Annotated in this window: 16 protein-coding genes and 1 tRNA gene; 9 read left to right on the forward strand and 8 right to left on the reverse strand. The window is 73.2% G+C overall.

Features of this window, described 5'->3' with window-relative positions; translation table 11 throughout:
* Positions 1-69: 69 nt before the first annotated feature.
* Positions 70-1,134, reverse strand: a complete 1,065-nt coding sequence (locus IF45_RS0129190) for an MDR family NADP-dependent oxidoreductase (RefSeq protein WP_030310508.1) — start codon at positions 1,132-1,134, stop codon at positions 70-72.
* A 242-nt stretch (positions 1,135-1,376) separates the two neighbouring features.
* Between IF45_RS0129190 and IF45_RS0129195 the strand changes: the two genes are divergently transcribed.
* The gene (locus IF45_RS0129195) at positions 1,377-2,120 is read left to right on the forward strand and encodes a hypothetical protein (RefSeq protein ID WP_030310510.1); all 744 of its coding nucleotides are present in this window, start codon (positions 1,377-1,379) and stop codon (positions 2,118-2,120) included.
* Complete coding sequence (locus tag IF45_RS0129200; protein WP_030310513.1) at positions 2,117-2,770, forward strand: hypothetical protein; 654 nt, start codon at positions 2,117-2,119, stop codon at positions 2,768-2,770. Before IF45_RS0129195 ends, IF45_RS0129200 begins: the two co-directional genes overlap by 4 nt.
* A gap of 3 nt (positions 2,771-2,773) precedes the next feature.
* On the opposite strand, the gene IF45_RS0129205 is transcribed toward IF45_RS0129200, so the two are convergent.
* Positions 2,774-4,528 carry a serine/threonine-protein kinase gene (locus tag IF45_RS0129205; protein WP_030310515.1) on the reverse strand — a complete coding sequence of 585 codons (1,755 nt, stop codon included), beginning with the start codon at positions 4,526-4,528 and terminating at the stop codon, positions 2,774-2,776.
* 371 nt (positions 4,529-4,899) lie between these two features.
* On the opposite strand from IF45_RS0129205, the gene IF45_RS0129210 reads away from it, so the two are divergent.
* From IF45_RS0129210 to IF45_RS0129225, 4 genes are all read left to right on the forward strand, one after another.
* Positions 4,900-5,898: an alpha/beta fold hydrolase gene (locus IF45_RS0129210; protein WP_003949617.1), complete on the forward strand. Its 999-nt coding sequence runs from the start codon at positions 4,900-4,902 to the stop codon at positions 5,896-5,898.
* Between the two features lie 132 nt (positions 5,899-6,030).
* Positions 6,031-6,489, forward strand: coding sequence for a nuclear transport factor 2-like protein (locus IF45_RS0129215; protein WP_030310517.1), 459 nt, complete (start codon positions 6,031-6,033; stop codon positions 6,487-6,489).
* Positions 6,490-6,673: 184 nt separating this feature from the next.
* The gene (locus IF45_RS0129220) at positions 6,674-7,264 is read left to right on the forward strand and encodes a DUF7144 family membrane protein (RefSeq protein ID WP_030310518.1); all 591 of its coding nucleotides are present in this window, start codon (positions 6,674-6,676) and stop codon (positions 7,262-7,264) included.
* Between the two features lie 10 nt (positions 7,265-7,274).
* Positions 7,275-7,883: a DUF1707 SHOCT-like domain-containing protein gene (locus IF45_RS0129225; protein WP_018893706.1), complete on the forward strand. Its 609-nt coding sequence runs from the start codon at positions 7,275-7,277 to the stop codon at positions 7,881-7,883.
* A 25-nt stretch (positions 7,884-7,908) separates the two neighbouring features.
* On the opposite strand, the gene IF45_RS0129230 is transcribed toward IF45_RS0129225, so the two are convergent.
* Both IF45_RS0129230 and IF45_RS0129235 read right to left on the reverse strand, forming a co-directional pair.
* Positions 7,909-9,009 (reverse strand): winged helix DNA-binding domain-containing protein, encoded by a 1,101-nt coding sequence (locus tag IF45_RS0129230; RefSeq protein ID WP_030310520.1) that lies wholly within the window; start codon positions 9,007-9,009, stop codon positions 7,909-7,911.
* 91 nt (positions 9,010-9,100) lie between these two features.
* Complete coding sequence (locus IF45_RS0129235; RefSeq protein WP_030310523.1) at positions 9,101-9,679, reverse strand: DinB family protein; 579 nt, start codon at positions 9,677-9,679, stop codon at positions 9,101-9,103.
* Positions 9,680-9,831: 152 nt separating this feature from the next.
* Between IF45_RS0129235 and IF45_RS0129240 the strand changes: the two genes are divergently transcribed.
* Positions 9,832-10,875 (forward strand): helix-turn-helix transcriptional regulator, encoded by a 1,044-nt coding sequence (locus tag IF45_RS0129240; RefSeq protein ID WP_030310524.1) that lies wholly within the window; start codon positions 9,832-9,834, stop codon positions 10,873-10,875.
* Here IF45_RS0129240 and IF45_RS0129245 read toward each other — a convergent pair.
* A complete protein-coding gene (locus IF45_RS0129245) occupies positions 10,872-13,142 on the reverse strand; it encodes an FtsX-like permease family protein (RefSeq protein ID WP_030310526.1) in 2,271 nt (756 codons plus the stop codon). The two genes, IF45_RS0129240 and IF45_RS0129245, sit on opposite strands and share 4 nt — an antisense overlap.
* On the reverse strand, positions 13,139-13,774 hold the full coding sequence (locus tag IF45_RS0129250; RefSeq protein WP_370443983.1) for an ABC transporter ATP-binding protein: 636 nt from the start codon (positions 13,772-13,774) through the stop codon (positions 13,139-13,141). The genes IF45_RS0129245 and IF45_RS0129250 overlap by 4 nt, the downstream gene beginning before the upstream one ends.
* A gap of 412 nt (positions 13,775-14,186) precedes the next feature.
* On the opposite strand from IF45_RS0129250, the gene IF45_RS0129255 reads away from it, so the two are divergent.
* Positions 14,187-14,846 carry a hypothetical protein gene (locus IF45_RS0129255; protein ID WP_030310530.1) on the forward strand — a complete coding sequence of 220 codons (660 nt, stop codon included), beginning with the start codon at positions 14,187-14,189 and terminating at the stop codon, positions 14,844-14,846.
* A 69-nt stretch (positions 14,847-14,915) separates the two neighbouring features.
* On the opposite strand, the gene IF45_RS0129260 is transcribed toward IF45_RS0129255, so the two are convergent.
* Both IF45_RS0129260 and IF45_RS0129265 read right to left on the reverse strand, forming a co-directional pair.
* A tRNA-Pro gene (locus tag IF45_RS0129260) sits at positions 14,916-14,989 on the reverse strand.
* 137 nt (positions 14,990-15,126) lie between these two features.
* Entirely contained in the window at positions 15,127-16,062 is a 936-nt protein-coding gene (locus IF45_RS0129265; RefSeq protein ID WP_003949627.1) for a metallophosphoesterase, read from the reverse strand.
* A gap of 76 nt (positions 16,063-16,138) precedes the next feature.
* Here IF45_RS0129265 and IF45_RS0129270 point away from each other — a divergent pair, with 76 nt between their 5' ends.
* The gene (locus tag IF45_RS0129270) at positions 16,139-16,603 is read left to right on the forward strand and encodes a GatB/YqeY domain-containing protein (protein WP_003949628.1); all 465 of its coding nucleotides are present in this window, start codon (positions 16,139-16,141) and stop codon (positions 16,601-16,603) included.
* Positions 16,604-16,761: the final 158 nt, after the last annotated feature.

Genomic DNA, 16,761 nt, shown 5'->3' on the forward strand with positions numbered 1-16,761 from the left:
ACCGGCGGGATGCGCCGGGCCCCGCGCGATGCCCGCCCGGGGACGGAGGCCGGGGGACGGGGCCCCGGCTCAGCTCGCGACGCGCACCACCGCCTTGCCCGTGTTGGCACCGCGGAGCATGCCGAGGAAGGCGTCCACCACGTGGCCGAAGCCTTCGGTGACCGTCAGCGGGTCGCGGACCGTGCCCTGCCTCAGGTGCGGGGTCAGGGACGCCTCCAGCTCGCCCTGGGCGTCCCGGTGCCGGCTGACCAGGAAGCCTTCGAGACGGCCGCTCTTCTCCACGAGGTCGAAGAGGTTGCGCGGGGCCGCCGGGGGAGAGGCGGCGTTGTACTGGGATATGGCGCCGGCCCAGGCGATCCGGCCGCGCTCGCGCAGGGCGCCGATGGCCGCCTCCAGGTGGTCGCCGCCGACGTTGTCCACGACCACGTCGACGCCGTCGGGCGCGGCCGCCGCCAGCTGCTCGGCGACCGGCCCGTCCCGGTGGACGAAGGCGGCGTCGAACCCCAGCTCCGCGACCAGCCAGTCGGCCTTGGCCCGCGTACCCGCGCTGCCGACGACCCGCCGCGCGCCCAGCAGCCGGGCGAGCTGACCGGCCGCGCTGCCGACGCCCCCGGCGGCCGCCGAGACGAAGACGTCCTCGCCGGGCCGGAGGGCGGCGATCCGGGTGAGCGCCACGTACGCCGTCAGGCCGGTGCCGCCGAGTATCCCGAGGAAGCTCTCCGGGGCGACCCCGGGCAGGTCGGGGAGGACGCGCGCCTCGGCGGCGGTGACCGCGGCGTGCGTGCGCCAGCCCTGCCGGTGGAGGACGAGGGAGCCTTCCGGGAGAGCGGGGTCGGCGGAGGTGACGACCCGGCCGAGGGCGCGGCCCTCCAGCGGGGCGTGCAGCTCCCACTCCCCGTCCATGTTCTCGCGCATGTAGGGGTCGACGGAGAGCCAGGTGTTCTCCACCAGAGCCGTCCCGGGGAGCGGTTCGGGCATCGGCTCGGTGACGAAGGCGAAGTCCTCGGGCACCGGTGCGCCTCGTGGGCGCCGGATCTGGTGGACGGCGGCGAGCTTCTCGGGGAGGCGGCCCGAAGCGCTCGCGGGTGCGGTGGCGGAGGGGGACGGAGAGGCGGCGGTGGGCTGGACGGACATCGGTGACTCCTGGGGCGACGAGCTGTTGAGTGACCAACTCCCGGCGACTTCGGTGGAATTCCCCGTTCCGTGGCTGTCGCGAGGAAATCTCCCAGATGGCGAGGTGCGCGCCCCGGCGCGCGGGGCGCCCGCCCGCACGCGGGGGCGCGCCCCGCCCCGCACCACGGGCGTACACCTCGGATCGCCCTTCCGGCCGGGCGATATCGTCGGCGCGAAGCCGGGGGAAGCGGGAGGCGGGTCGGGTGGACGGCATACGGCAGGGGGTCGCCGGGGGCGTGCCCCGGCGCGCGGGCTGGTACGTCCAGACGTTGAGGCTGACGGCGTGCGCCCTGCTCGCGTGGCTGGTGTGGCAGGTGTGGCACCTGAGCACGTACGAGGCGGCCGACGTCGTCTGGGTCTGCGACGGTACCGGCAGCTGCGGCACCGACCACTTCGCCTCGGTGGGCCCTTTCGCCGGCATCGCCGCCGCCATCGGCCTCGGCATCGCCGCCGCCCGCTACCTGCACCGGTCCGCCCCCGGCGCGGTCGTCGCCCTGTCGGCCTGGGCGGCGCTCGCCGGCTGGCAGGACGCGCTGGCCGACGGGAAGGTGACCCGCGCCGACACCTCCGCCTGGTTCCTCCTGGTCCCCGTCGAACTGCCGGTCCCCACCTGGCTGGCCGTGCTGCGCTGGCTGACCGCCGCCGCCCTGGCCGGGGCCTGCTGCGGCGCCTTCTCCAGCCTGTACCGGACGGCGGCGGTGGCCAGATTCCTGCGCGGCCGCGCGTGCGCGCCGGGCACCTTGGAGGGATGGCGTTCGCTGGGCCGACGCCACGGCGAGGCCGACCTGCTCTTCGCCGACGAGCGCGGCGTGCGCCACCGGGTCCCGGTCGTCGTCGCCCGCCGGGCCCTGACCCGCGAGACCGTCCTCGCCGTCTACGACCCCGCCCGCCCCGGCGACGCCGCCCGGACCAGGGCCGCTCTGCCCCGTAAGGAGGCGAGGCCGTGAACCGGGCCAGGCTCCGGGCCCTGTTCGGCCCGCACTCCTTGTGGGGCGCCCTCCCCGTCGGCGCCGCCCTGACCGCGCTCGGGCTGGGCCTGACCGGCGGCGGACGCTGGCTCCTGCTGCTGGGGGCGGCCGCGACGGCGGGGGCCCTGCTCCTGCTCGCCGCCGTCGCGGAGGCCGGGAACGGCGTCGCCTCGGCGGCCCCGCGCCCCGGACGCCCCACCTCGTACGCCCCGGCGCATGTGCACGGCGTCCGGGTTGTGCACGCTGGGAGCGGGCGGACGCTGCGGGACAGCGACGGGCGGGCGCAGGGCACGCTGTTCGTCTTCGACCTGACCGTGGTCCCGGCCGGCCGTGCGCCGTACCGGGTCCTCGTCCGCCATCCGCTCGACGTGCAGGGCCTGGCCGGTCAGGGGAAGGACGGGACCCCCGTGACGGCCGTGGCCGCGTACGACCCCGAGGAACCGTGGCGCACGGTGCTGCCCGCCTCGCCCCCGCCGCGCGAGCGGCAGCGGGCCCGGGCGCTGGCCGCCGCCCCCGTGCCGACGGCGTCGCCGGTGACCCGCGTGGGGCTCCCGGCGGGAGCTTCCCTGCTCGTCCTCGGTGTCCTCTACGCGGGCGCGGCGGTCGCGCTCGTCCGGGCGGCGGGCTGACCGTCAGCTCCGCGGGCTGACGTCGATGACCTTGCCGTCGAGGTCGGCGGTGAGGTAGCCGCCGCCGTACTCGTCGCTGAGGTAGAGCCGCAGCACCGGCTGTTTGTCGTGGAAGGGGGAGGCCGGGTCGACGATGAAGTACCGGTTCTCGGGCTTCTCCACGCCCAGCCGCTTCTCGGCCTCGGTCATCAGGCCGGGCAGCGCGTCCCAGTCGAACCGGTCGAGGTCGACCACGGCGTCGCTGTCCCGCACCACGCCCCCGGCCCTGGCGCGTACGGCCTTGCCGTCGCGGTACTCGTAGGTGTCCCAGAGCTTCGGGTCCCGCTGGAGCGGTGCCTTGGCGGAGGCGTGGCTCTGGTGGACGTCGAAGGCGGTGACCTTTGTCGTCCCCATCACCTTCTCCAGCTCCGAGACGATCCGCCGGACCGACTCCGGGGTGAGCAGGCTGGTTTCCTTCTCGGGCGACTCCTCCGGCTGCGGGGTGGCGTCCTCCACGGGGTCCACGGACGGCGCCGAGGGAGTGGAACTGGGGGCGGCGGCCCGGTCGTCGCGCCCCGGGTCGCGGTCGCTGCCCGGGCCGAACAGGTAGAAGCCGCCGACCACCATCGCCGTGCTCAGGACCGACGAGACGCTCACCACGATCCGCGTCCGCTGGGTCAGCCGCCGCGCCCGCGCACGCTCCTCGGCCGTGGGGGCGTCGTCCGCCTCGTCCGTGACGAGCGGCGTGGCGGGCCCCTGCGCAGCCGAGGCGGTGGGCGCGCCGGCCGCCGCTGCCGCCGCGTCCTGCGGCGGCGCGTCCTCGGGCTCGACCCGCTGGGTCGGCGTACGGACGAGCGCCGAACCGGTGGGCCGCGGCGGCACCGCGCCCAGCCGCCAGGTCTGCTCCGCGCCCCCGTCACCCGCCCCGCCCGGACCGGGCCGGGAACCGGGCTCCGCCTCGGCCTCCGCCCGCGCCAGCAGCGCGTCCAGGGCCTCCGCGTCGGGCCGCGCGGCGGCATCCCGGGTGAGCAGCGCCTCCAGTACGGGGAAGAGGGCGCCCGCGTGACGGGGTTCGGGGATCGGGCCGTCGAGGACGGCGGCCAGGGTGGCGAGGGTGGAGGCCCGTCTGAACGGGTGGTGGCCCTCCACCGCGACGTAGAGCAGCATGCCCAGCGACCAGAAGTCCGAGGCCGGGTTCCCCTCGTCGCCGCGGAGGCGTTCGGGGGCGATGTAGTCGGGGGAGCCGACGAGTTCGCCGGTGGCGGTCAGGCTGGTGGACTCGCGCAGGGCGGCGATGCCGAAATCGGTGAGGACCGGGCGGCCGTCGGGGCGGAGCAGGACGTTGGCCGGCTTCACGTCCCGGTGGTGGATGCCCGCCGCGTGGGCCGCGCGCAGGGCCGCGAGGACACCGCGGCCGAGCCGTGCCGCCTCCGCCGGCGTCATCCGGCCCTCGCTCAGCCGGTCCTGGAGCGAGCCGCCGGTGACCAGCTCCATCACCAGCCAGGGATGGGCCACCTCGGCGGAATCCACGATGTGGTGGATGGTCACCACGTTGGGATGGTCGATCCGGGCCAGTGAACGCGCCTCGCGCAGCACCCGCTCACGCAGCATCCGGGCCGCGGTCGGGTCGGACTCCAACAGGACCGGGTCCGGCGGGCGCACCTCCTTCAACGCCACTTCCCGGTGGAGGGCGAGATCCCGCGCCCGCCAGACCAGTCCCATTCCGCCCCCGCCGAGCCGCGCGATCAGCTCGAACCGGCCGTCCACCACCCGCCCCATGGGCCCGCCCGCATTCATGCGGCTCAGCGTACGAGCCGGGACGGACACCGGAGGTCGCGGTTGGCCAACAAGGCGGGTACAGGCCCGACTCGGCGGTCGTACGAGGTTTCCGGTGCCACCGGCGGGTCGATGTTTCACGTGAAACCACGAATGCCGCACCATGGCCGATTCGCGTGTTTCACGTGAAACATCGCTTGGATGGTTTCACGTGAAACATCGACCGGTTTCGGGCGTGCTCGCGGCTTGCCGGAGTGGCAACAAAGGTGGTGCCGGGGGAGGCACCCTCGGATGATCGTGGGGCAGGCACCGGCGCCGCCCTCCTCGCGTCCCGCGTGCCGCACCGCGTCCGCGCCGCCCACTCTGGAGGAACCGTGGAAACCAACGCCCAGGCCACCGGCGCCCAGTCCGGCCCGCTCGTCCACCGCACCGTCGCCACCCCGGCGGGCCGGACCCACCTCGTCGAGCAGGGCACCGGCCCCCTCGTCCTCCTCGTGCACGGCTTCCCCGAGTCCTGGTACTCCTGGCGCCACCAGCTCCCCGCCCTGGCCGCCGCCGGCTACCGCGCCGTCGCCATCGATGTCCGTGGCTACGGCCGTTCGTCCCGGCCCGCCGACCCGGCCGCGTACCGCATGACCGAGCTGGTCGCCGACTGCGTCGCCGTCGTCCACGCCCTCGGCGAGGGCGAGGCCGTCGTCGTGGGCCACGACTGGGGCTCACGCATCGCCGCCGACGCGGCACTGACCAGGCCGGACGTCTTCCGCGCGGTCGCCCTGCTGAGCGTCCCGTACGAGCCGCACGGCGGGCCGCGCCCCAGCGAGATGTTCGCCAGGATGGGCGGCGACGACGAGTTCTACGTCTCGTACTTCCAGCAGCCCGGCCGCGCGGAGGCGGAGATCGAGCCGGACGTCCGTGGCTGGCTCTCCGGTGTCTACGCCGCGCTCTCCGCCGACACCATGCCCGGGCCCGACGCGCCCGACCCGCACTTCATCAGCCGGGGCGGCACCATGCGCCAGCGCTTCCCGGACGCGCGCCCCGCCTGGCTCACCGAGGCCGACCTGGACTTCTACGCGGGCGAGTTCGAACGCACCGGAGTGACCGGCGCCCTCAACCGCTACCGGAACATGGACCGCGACTGGGAGGACCTCGCCGAGTACGACGGGGCGCCGATCGTGCAGCCCTCCCTCTTCCTCGGCGGCGCCCTCGACGCCTCCACCACCTGGCTCTCCGACGCCATCGCCGCCTACCCCCGCACCCTCCCCGGGCTGGTCGCCTCGCACCTGCTCGACGACAGCGGCCACTGGCTCCAGCAGGAGCGCCCCGCCGAGGTGAACCACCTCCTGACGGCCTTCCTGGCCGGGCTCCCCGGCTGAATCCGCCCCGGTCAGGGCCTTGTCCCCACAACGGCCCGTCCCGAAGAATGCGGGCGGCCCGCGCGCAGGTCGGCGCGGTCCGCCGCACTTCCCGCCCACGCCCACCGCGTGGGCCCGTCGACAGGAGCCACTGTGTCCGACCCCGCCTCCTCCGCCACGGCGGCCCGCTTCCGCGCCGCCGTCGAGACCGCGACCACCACCGGCGACCTGAGCGGCTTCAGCGGGCTGTTCCTCCCGGACGTCCGCCTGTACAGCCCGGTCTCCTTCAAGCCGTTCGACGGCGAGGAGATGGTGATCGGCCTCCTCGGCGTCCTGGTCCGCACCTTCGAGGACTTCCGCTACATCGGCACCTTCACGGGCGAGGCGGCCACCAGCCGTGACCAGGACGCCCCGGCCTCCCCGGCGGACGTTCTGCTCTTCCGGGCCACCGTGGACGGCAAGGAGATCCACGGCATGGACCTGCTCCACTTCGACGAGACCGGCCTGATCAAGGAGATCACCGTCATGGTCCGCCCCCAGTCCGCCGTCCAGACGCTCGGCCAGGCGGTCCTGCGCGGGCTGGTCGAAGCGGGACTCGTCCCCGCCGAATAGGGGAGCGGGCCGCCGACGCACCCGGGGCCGGACGGCACCGCCCCGGGTGCGTCATCCCAACGGCCCTCGCCGAATCGTGCCCGGCGCCCCCAGCGCGAAGGCTCACAGGACAGGACCACTCGAGATCCGCTCGAGGATCACCGGGGAAACGCCCCGGCCAGGACCCTGCCCGAGGAGCCCTCCCATGACCTCCCCGCCCGACCCCGGCGCCCACCCGGACCCCGAGCAGCCGCGCCCCGTACCGCCGGCGCCGCCCCAGTTCGGCAGCGGCCTGCCCGGTCTGGAACAGGCGGACGAGCCCTGGCAGCGCCTCGACGGTCCCTCCGCCCCCGCCCCCGTCCCCGACCCGCACGGCAGCTGGCGCACCGAGGGCCTGATCTTCGCTGGCGTGCTGATGGTCTGCCAGGGCATCCTCGCCGCGTTGCAGGGCATCGCCGGAATCCTCGGGGACCCCTTCTACCGGGACGTCGCCGACTACACGTACCGGATCAGCCTCACCGGCTGGGGCGTCATCCACCTCGTCCTCGGCGTGGCCGTCGCCGCCACCGGCGCGGGCATCCTCCGGCGGGCCCGCTGGGCGCGACTGCCCGGCCTCCTCTTCACCTCGCTGAGCCTCGTCGCCCAGTTCCTCTTCCTCCCGTACCAGCCGGTGTGGTCGATCATCGTGATCGCCCTGGACATCTTCATCATCTGGGCCCTCGCCGCTTCCCCGGGCGGCCTGCGCGGCGGCGGGGAGCGCCACAAGGGCATCGCCCGGCCGAACCCCAGTCCGTAAGATGCGGGCCATGACGGCCGACGCCTCGAACACCCCAGTCCCGCGCGACCAGCTCCGCGTCTCCCACGAGGAGCGCGACGCCGTGGTGGAGCGGCTGCGCGACGCCGCCGGCGACGGCCGCCTGGACATCGACGAGCTGGAGGAGCGCGTCGGCCGCGCCCTCACCGCCAAGACCTACGGCGAACTGGCCCCCCTCACCGCCGACCTGCCCGTCTCCGCCGCCCTGGCCCCGGTCCCGCCCCTGGTCATCAAGAGCGGCATGCAGGGCGCCTCCCGCACCGGCCGCTGGAAGGTCCCCGCCAAGATCACCGCCCATGGCGGCATGGCGGGCGTCCGCCTCGACTTCACCCGCGTCGCATGCGCCCTCCCCGAGGTCGAGATCGAGGCGTACGGCGAGATGGCCGGCGTGACGATTGTCGTCCCGGAAGGCTGGTGGGTGGACTCCGACGAGGTCGACCCCGGCGTAGGCGGACTCCGCAACAAGACCCTCCACCCCGAAACCCGCCTCCCCGGCACCCCCTTGCTGCGCATCACCGGCAAGGGCGGCATGGCAGGCATCACCATCCGGTACCCGAACTTCCTCGAGCGGCGAAGGCTGGAGAAGGCCAAGGGGCAGTAGGGCGGGGCGGCCTGAGGGCCCGGTCTCAGGCGTCGGCGATCTCGACCGTCGAGCCCTCTCCTTCCGACAGGAACAACGCCACCGCCCGGCCCTCCTCCACCACCTCGTCCCGCTCAACCCCCGCCAGCCGCCCCAGCGGACGCACCGTCACGGCCCCTGTCTCCCCGGCCTCCCAGGTCGCGGCCACCCGCCCGTCCACCAGCACCACCCGTTCCCCGGCGACCGACAGGCCCCGGTGGGCGTCGTCGATGATCCGGGTGCGGTCGTGGTAGCCGAGGACGGCGTTGTCGAAGGCGGGGAGGAAGCGGACCGGGGCCGGGGTGTCGGGGTCCGGCCGCGGGGCGTCGGGAAGGTCGAGGAGGAGGCGGCCACGCTCGTCCCGGAAGGTGATCAGCTCGTCGCGGACGGCGGCGACGGCGGCAGGCAGTCCGGCCAGACCGCACCAGGCGCGCAGGTCGGCCGAGGCGGCCGGACCGTACGCCGCCAGGTAGCGGCGTACCAGAGCCTCCCCGGCCGGATCGTCGCCGCCCGCGACCGGTGGCGGCGCGACGTCGCGGCCGAGCCAGGCGGCGAGGGGCAGGTTGCGTACGCCGGCCTTCTGGCGCCACAGGCCGCGCGGGGGCAGTTGCACCACCGGAACGAGCGCGGCCACCACCATCTCGCCCAGCGCCCGCTTCCCCGGCCCGGGCCACCGGTCGGCGAGTTCCGCCGCCACCTCCGCCATCGTGCGGGGCCGCCCGTCGGCCATGACCCGCCGTCCCGCCTCGGCCAGCTCCTCCAGGTCGACGTCGGCGAGTTCGTCGCGGTAGACGCCCAGCACCCGCTGGCGCAGCATCGCCTCGTGACGGCCGCGCCAGGCCAGCACGTCGGCGGCGGTGACGAGGTGGACGGTCCGCCGCATGAGATGGGTCCGCACCACCTGCCGGTCCACCAGCAGCGCCGACAGCTCCGCCGGGTCGAAGGCGCGCAGCCGCGCGTGGAGCCCCACGTACGGCTCCTGCGGCTCCTGCGCCTGGAGGCCGCCCAGGTGAGCGACGGCTGCGAGCGGCCCCAGACCGGAACGGTCGAGCAGCAACTGGCGGGCCAGCGTCGCCCGGTTGAGCGCGCGGGTGGAGAGGACGGTCATCGCGGCCACCCTCGCCCGGTGCTCCCGTACCTCGTCATGTTGTTCCTCTCCCTCGTCGTTCGCGGACCCTGTCCCGTGGCGGTGCCGGAGGTCAGCTGCTGGTCCGCCCGTCGAGCGTCTCGCGGAGGATGTCGGCGTGCCCCGCGTGCTGCGCCGTCTCGGCGATGACGTGCGCGATCACCCGGCGCACACTGCGCACCTCACCCGGCTCCTGCCACGGCACGTCGGGCATCGCGTACGCCGCCGACAGATCCGGTACGGAGGCGATCACCGCGTCGGTACGCGCGGCCACCTCCTCGTACCGCCCGACGACCCCCGCCAGCGTCTCGCCCGGCATCATCCGGAACTCCTCCTCCCGCTCGATCATCCACCGGGGCAGCTCGCGCGCCGTCCCGGCGGCGAGATCGGCCCAGGTGACGCCCTCGGGCAGGTCGAACCGGAGCGCCGACGTCCCCTCCACCATGAAGCGCGCCCAGGTCTCCTCCATGGCGGTCACATGCTTGACCAGCCCGCCCAGACAGAGCGCGCTGACGGTCGGCCGCTGCCCGGCCTCTTCGTCCCCGAGCCCGGCCACGGTGGCGGTCAGCGCCCCGCGCACGGAGGCGAGCGCTCCGATCAGGTCGGCACGTTCGGCGTCGAGCGGGGTGGAAGTGGTGGTCGTCGCAGCCACAGGGGCCGCCTCCTTCGAGAGGGGTGCGGGGAGTTCCGGTTGTCCGGCGTTCCCGTGTTCCGGTGCCGGTCGTGCCCTCCTCGCGGGCACAGCCCCACAGTCCCAGCAGAAGAGGCCAGGATGTGTCCGCTACTCCGGTGCACCATGGAGCCATGCAGAAAACCTCGGCGCGGCTGCTGGCCCTGCTCTCCCTGCTCCAGGCCCGCCGGGACTGGCCGGGCGCGCTGCTGGCGGAACGGCTGGACGTCAGCCCGCGCACCGTCCGCCGCGACATCGACCGCCTGCGCGAACTCGGCTACCCCATCGCCGCTCTCAAAGGCCCGGACGGCGGTTACCGACTCGGCGCGGGCACGGAACTGCCGCCGCTGCTCTTCGACGACGACCAGGTGGTCGCCCTCGCGGTCGCCCTGCGGACCGCCGCGACGACCGGCGCCGGCATCGAGGAGGACGCGGTCCGCGCCCTGGCCACGGTCCGCCAGGTCATGCCGGCCCGGCTGCGCCACCGGATCGACGCCCTCCAGATCACCGCCGTCACCCGCCCCGGGGCCGACCTCGCCCCGCAGGCCGACACCGAGGTCCTCCTCACTCTCAGCACCGCCATCCGCGCCCGCGAGACCCTCCGCTTCGACTACCGGGCCCCGGACCACGCCCCCGGCCCGAGCGCGCCCCCACCGCGCCGGGCGGAACCGCACCACCTGGTCACCTGGGGCAGCCGCTGGTACCTCGTCGCCTGGGACCTCGACCGCGAGGACTGGCGCACCTTCCGCGTCGACCGCCTCACCCCGCGCACCCCGACCGGCCCCCGCTTCACCCCGCGCGCACTCCCCGGCGGCGACGTCACCGCCTACGTCGCCACCCGCTTCCGGGGCGCGCACCACCCCGACGGCACCCCCGCCTGGCCCTGCCGGGGCGAGGTCGTCCTCCACCTGCCCGCCACCGAGATCACCGGCTACGTCCACGACGGCCTGGTCGAGGAACTGTCCCCCGACCGCTGCCGCCTCACCCTCGGCTCCTGGTCCTGGCCGAGCCTGGCCGCCCTCATCGGCCGCTTCGACGTGGACTTCGAGATCGTGGGGCCGACGGAACTGGTGGAGGCGTTCCGGCGACTGGGCAAGCGATACACGGAAGCAGCGGCCCGAAGCACCTCCTCCAACGCACCGGCAACATCCGGTACGACGCCCCTCGACACCCCCTAATCCCGCCGCAGCAACTCGGGATCAAGATGCCGCCGGGCCATCGGCAGCGAGGCCAGCCCGGCAACCGCCAGCACCCCCAGCCCGCTGAGCAGAAGCAGCGGCAACCCCTCACCGTCCCAGAACACGGCCCCGCCCCCCGTCACCAGATAACTGGACTCGGCCAGCCGCCCGGCGACGAGCGCCCCACCGATCCCCACCGCCAGCGGCAACAACACCTGCGCACACTGCGCCGCCCGCAGCGTACGAGTCCGGATGCCGAGCAGCGTGAGGGTGGCAGTCCTGCGCCGCCCGTCCATGGCCCGGTCCGTCGCCGACACGAGGAAGGCCGCCACCCCGATGACGAGGCCGAGCACCATGCCGGTACCCAGCAGCCCCTTGACGATGGAAAGTTGGCGGAGGGACTCGATGACGATGCCGACAGGGTCGATCTGCGCTGTGGGCGCGATCCCTGCGAGCCGGTCCAGCGTGGCCTGGACTGCCTCGGGCTCGGGGGCTCCGCTGAGGACGAGCCTGGCGTGTGCGGGGTGAACCCCGGGAGGGAGGGTTTTCGGCGGGACGAGGAGGAGGGCCGAGCTCAGAGCGGAGGGCTGCACGGCGGCGAAGGTGACGGTTTCCTCGGGCACCGTGAACCGCGCACTGCCCGCCTCCTGCCCAGCCTCGTCGCGCAGCTTGACCAGGTGAGTAGTGCCAGGCTGCTTGGTGTCCTCCGTGTGCGCGAACGGGTCGTGCAGGGCAAGGGGCCGACCATCCACGCAGCCTCGCACGGTTCCGGGCGTGGCGAGCTTCTCCAGCTCGGTGCAGGTGGCGAACAGGATGTCACCTTCACGTGAAGGCACTTCAGCGGCCACCGCGTTCCCCGAAATCCCCTCGGTCTTCACCATCGCCGTCCGTTGCTCCGGCGTGACCTGCCGGAGCGGGACCTCGTACTCCTGATTTGGCGCCGTCCGCCGGCTCACCTGGTCCAGCTCGACGAGTACGCCCTGCGTGAGGGAGGCCGCGTAGACCAGGAGGACGAGTCCGCTGACGACGCGGAGCGCGGCGCCCGGGGTCGTCTCGTGGTGCCGCATCGCCAAGGTGAGGGGCAGCCGCTGGGTGGTGGCGGCGACCCGCGCGGCCAGCCAGGCCGTGACCGGCGGCAGCGCGAGCACGATCCCCGCCCCGGTCAGCTGAGCCCCGGCCGGCACGAGGAAAGAGGTGACCGCGCTCGGCTCGACGTGGACCCCGACAACCCCGAGGACGCAGTACGCCGTGACAATGCCCAGACCGGGCAGGACCAGCAGTGCTGCCAGCCAGCGGCGGGGTTTCCCTGGCTGGGCCTGTCGCCGTACAGCGAGCGGACGCAGGGCGGCCTCCTTCGCGTGCCGACGCCCGGCGAGGTAGGCGAGCGCGGGGCAGCCGAGCAAACAGGCGGCAAGCGTCCAGACCGACGGCAACCCGTCCGCCGGGTACCAGGCGAGACCCACCCAACCGGTCCGCTCGACCCAGGCGTTCACCAGCAGATGCAGCCCGACGCCCAGTACCGCCCCGACGGCGGCGGCGCAGAGCGTCTCCACCGCGCTCACGCGCATGGTGTCCCGCGCGCTCAGTCCGAGCAGTCGCAAGGACGCGAGCCGCCGTGACCGGGCCTCTGCCGAGAGCCGCACGCACACCGAGAGGTAGACGAAGAGCGGCAGCAGAACGAGACAGCAGAGCGTGAACCGCAGGGGCGCGACCGTGCCGTCGTCGATCGCCGCCTCGTCCGGCGCCGTCCAGCGATTCCCGTAACCGCCGAGCGGCCTCGCCTCGTCGGGCGGCAACTGGGCGCGCGTGCGCCCCACGTACGCGTACAACTCCTGCGGGCCGGTGAGTCCGGCAGGCCCTATGGTGTCCACGACCCGGCCCGGCAGAGCCCCTTTGAGTGCGGGGCGTTCGGCGAGCAGATCCCCCAACGCGGGGGAGACGACGACTTCGCCCGGCCGCGGTACTCGCGCCACCCCCGGCGGCAGGGGAACCGTCCCCGTCTCCGGCGGGGAGATGAAGATGCGCGTGAGCGGACGGTTGCCGAAGGGGTCCTTGCGCTCCAGGAAGAGTGCCCCGGAGCTGGGTCCCCCCTGCACCTCGCGCCCGGCCGCCCGGCCGTCGTGCGCCGCGAGGATCGCCGGAATGCTGAGCGCGGCGGCGAGACAGGCCACCCCCAGTGCGCAGCCGAGAGTCATCAGCAGGAAACGGACCCGCGTGGCGCGAGAGCCGCGGAGAACCAGCCGGAGGCCGAGGGCCAAGGGGGTCATGAGGCACTCCGGGCGGTGGCCTCACCCGTGGCGGGCGAGGGGACACCCCGGCCGAGGCTGATACGGCCGTCGCACATCACGTAACGCCGGTCCGCGTGCGAGGCGACCCCTTCGTCATGCGTGACGAGCAGCACGGCGGTACCCCGGCCCCGGGCAAGCGTGAGGAACTCGTCGAGTACGGCTGCCGCGTTCACCGAGTCCAGTGCGCCGGTGGGCTCGTCGGCGAAGACGACAGCGGGCTCGTGCACCAACGCCCTTGCGACTGCGACCCGTTGGGCCTGTCCACCGGAGAGCTGGGAGACGCGACGCCCGACCAACTCCCCCATCCCCAGCCGTTCCAGTACAGGCGTCGCCGCACGGTGTGCAGGCCCCTTCCGCTGCCCGGCGAGCCGCAGCGGGAGCGAGGCGTTCTCCTCGACGGTCAGCTCGGGCAGCAACTCGCCGTGCTGAAACACGTACCCGAACCGCTCTCGCCGCAGCGCCGACAACTCCTCGTCCTCGAGCGCTCCGTACTCCCGGCCTTCGAAGCTCACCGAACCGGCGGCCGGCGCCAGCACTCCGGCCAGGCAGTGCAACAGCGAACTCTTGCCGGACCCGCTGCTGCCGGTGACCGCCACGACCTCACCGGGCATGAGTGTGAGATCGGCTCCTTGCACGGCGAGTTGTGCGCCGTACCGGACGTCGACGCCCCGGGCACGAAGTACAGGGGCAGGGTTCGGGTACATGGGGCAGCTCTTTCTCGGCTGGTCGGTGGACGGGCCCATCGCATCGCGCAGGGGACTTGCGCAGTTGTCGGGCGGCACCGATCCGCGATCCCGGCGAACTCCTCTGCTGCCCGGTGAACCGCCGCCCGCTGTAGCCCTCGCCTACGAACGAAGTCGACTGATTACGGAGAGTACTCGCCTGATAGCAGATGACCGCTACTCAGTCCGAACTCTCACTCGAAGGTGGCAAGGCAGAACATTCCGGCAGGCGCGGCCACGGGGTAGCCGTCACTGCGGCCATCAGGGCGCGAAGCTGCTGTCAGGCGTAGCTTCCTGGTGCATGAGTGAGTATCGAGTCGTCAACAACTCCCTGAGCGGCAGTCATATTGAGGGCTCCGCCATCCAGGCTGCATCGTTCAGGGATGTGCACGTATCGGGCCCATCGAAGACGGTGAACAACGTGATCAGGGGGGCCCGGAAGCTGGACGTCTTGGCGACGTTGTACCGGGTGCTGGCCTCTCTCGCGGGACTGGCGGCCTTCGCGGCAGTCAATAGCGGCCGTACCCCGCTGCAAGCGGTGGCTACCGCATGTGACGCGTTGGGCCTCCCCGCGAGATGGGCCGCGTCCACCGCAATCTGGATCGGCGAACGCCCTGAACTGGTGGGGGGTGCCGCTGAGATCTTGCTGATACTCGCTCTGCTGACGTTGCCGAGGCGAAAAGACCTCGGATGGGATCTCGGACAGACGATGGAATGGCGTGGGCCGTCGACCGCGGTGCTGTCGTTTGCGCTCCTCGTGCAAGGTGGCTCCATGTGGCGGGGGCTGCTGTTGGTCGGATTGTTTGCCGCCTTCGGCGCGTGCTTGCTGAGCAGATCGACGTACCGGGCCGAGCGGGCGGAGCACATGATGGTGGCGGTGGTCAGCATCTTCCTGGCGGTGATCTTCGCCCCGCTGCTCGTGCTCGCGTGGATGCTCGGCCGAGACCCAGGTCACGTGTAAGGCATCCCGCGAAACCACTCAGGGGCCTGATCCGCGAAAGCGGATCAGGCCCCTGAGTGGTTTCAGCTGTCGGGGTGGCGGGATTTGAACCCACGACCTCTTCGTCCCGAACGAAGCGCGCTGCCAAGCTGCGCTACACCCCGATGTCGTCCGCTTCGCGGCGACACCGTTACTTTAGCGGACTGCGGGCCAGAGGCGAAATCCGGTTCTCGGGGGTGGTCGGGAGGTCGCGCAGGGTCAGGGGTGGCTGGTCAGCTCGGGGCTGTCCGGGTGGAGCAGGTCAGGTGTGGGTCTCGCGTTCCGTGAGGGTCAGGAGGGTGGCCTCGGGGGGGCAGGCGAAGCGGACCGGGGTGTAGCGGTTGGTGCCGCAGCCGGCGGAGACGTGGAGGTAGGCGGTGCGGCCGTCCTCGGTGTGGGTGGAGAGGCCCTTGACCCGGTCGGTGTCCAGGTCGCAGTTGGTGACGAGGGCGCCGTAGAAGGGGATGCAGAGCTGGCCGCCGTGGGTGTGGCCGGCCAGGATCAGGGGGTAGCCGTCGGAGGTGAAGGCGTCCAGGGTGCGCAGGTAGGGGGCGTGGACGACGGCGAGGGAGAAGTCGTCGGAGGCGGCCGGGCCGCCGGCCACGCGGGCGTAGCGGTCGCGCTTGATGTGCGGGTCGTCCAGGCCGGTGAGGCCGATGGTGTGGCCGTCGATCTTGAGGGTGCCCCGGGTGTTGGTGAGGTTGAGCCAGCCGGCCTCGTCGAAGGCGTCGCGCATCGGCTCCCACGGGTTGTGGACGGCGCCGGTGACGGGCTCGTTGCCGTTGAGGCCGTGGCGGCCCTGGAGCTTCTCGATCAGGTAGCGGCCGGGGTTGCGCAGGCGCGGGCCGTAGTAGTCGTTGGAGCCGAAGACGTAGGCGCCGGGGAACTCCATGAGCGGGCCGAGGGCGTCGAGGACCTCGGGGACGCCCTCGGGGTCGGAGAGGTTGTCCCCGGTGTTGATCACGAAGTCGGGGCGCAGGCCGGCCAGGGACTGGAGCCAGGCGCGCTTCTTGCGCTGGCCGGAGACCATGTGGATGTCGGAGACCTGGAGGACGCGCAGGGGGCGCATGCCTCGGGGGAGGACGGGGATCGTGACCCGGCGGAGCCGGAAGGAACGGGCCTCGAACCCGGCCGAGTAGGCGAGTCCGGCGGCCGCGGCCGCCGTGATTCCCAGGGGTACTCCGTATCGAGCGCGCATGGGCTCATCGTCGCAGACGGCGGGGGAGGGGGAAATCCGCGGGCGGCCCGGGCGGCGCACCTGAGACACTGACGTCATGACCACGCTCAAGTCCAGGCTTCAGGAAGACCTCACCGCGGCGATTCGCGACCGCGCCGAGCTGCGTTCGGCCACGCTGCGGCTGACGCTGGCCGCGATCACCAAGGAGGAGGTCGCGGGCAAGCAGGCACGCGAGCTCTCCGACGACGAGGTGCAGAAGGTGATCGCCAAGGAGGCGAAGAAGCGCCGCGAGGCCGCGGACGCCTTCGGCCAGGCCGGCCGTACCGAGCAGGCGGAGCGGGAGAAGGCCGAGGGTGAGCTGCTCGCCGAGTACCTGCCGAAGCAGCTCTCCGACGAGGAGCTGGGCCAGATCGTCGCCCAGGCCGTCGAGGAGGCGCGTGCCGCCGGTGCCGAGGGACCGCGGGCGATGGGCCAGGTCATGAAGATCGTCAACCCGAAGGTGGCCGGCCGTGCCGAGGGCGGCCGGGTGTCGGCGCTGGTGAAGCAGCAGCTGGCGGGCTGAGCGGTCCCGCGGAGCGGCACAGAGACGTAGGAGCAAGAGGAAGGGCGCCCCCGGTTCGTCTTCCGTTCTAGTGGTCGTTGCAACACCCCAGTTGAAGGGGTGCGATGGACTTCGAGATCCGGGGGAACCGGGGGCGTCCGCAGGGGCGAAAGGCTCTG

Origin of the sequence: Streptomyces albidoflavus (assembly GCF_000719955.1) — a bacterium.
Lineage (GTDB): Bacteria > Actinomycetota > Actinomycetes > Streptomycetales > Streptomycetaceae > Streptomyces > Streptomyces albidoflavus.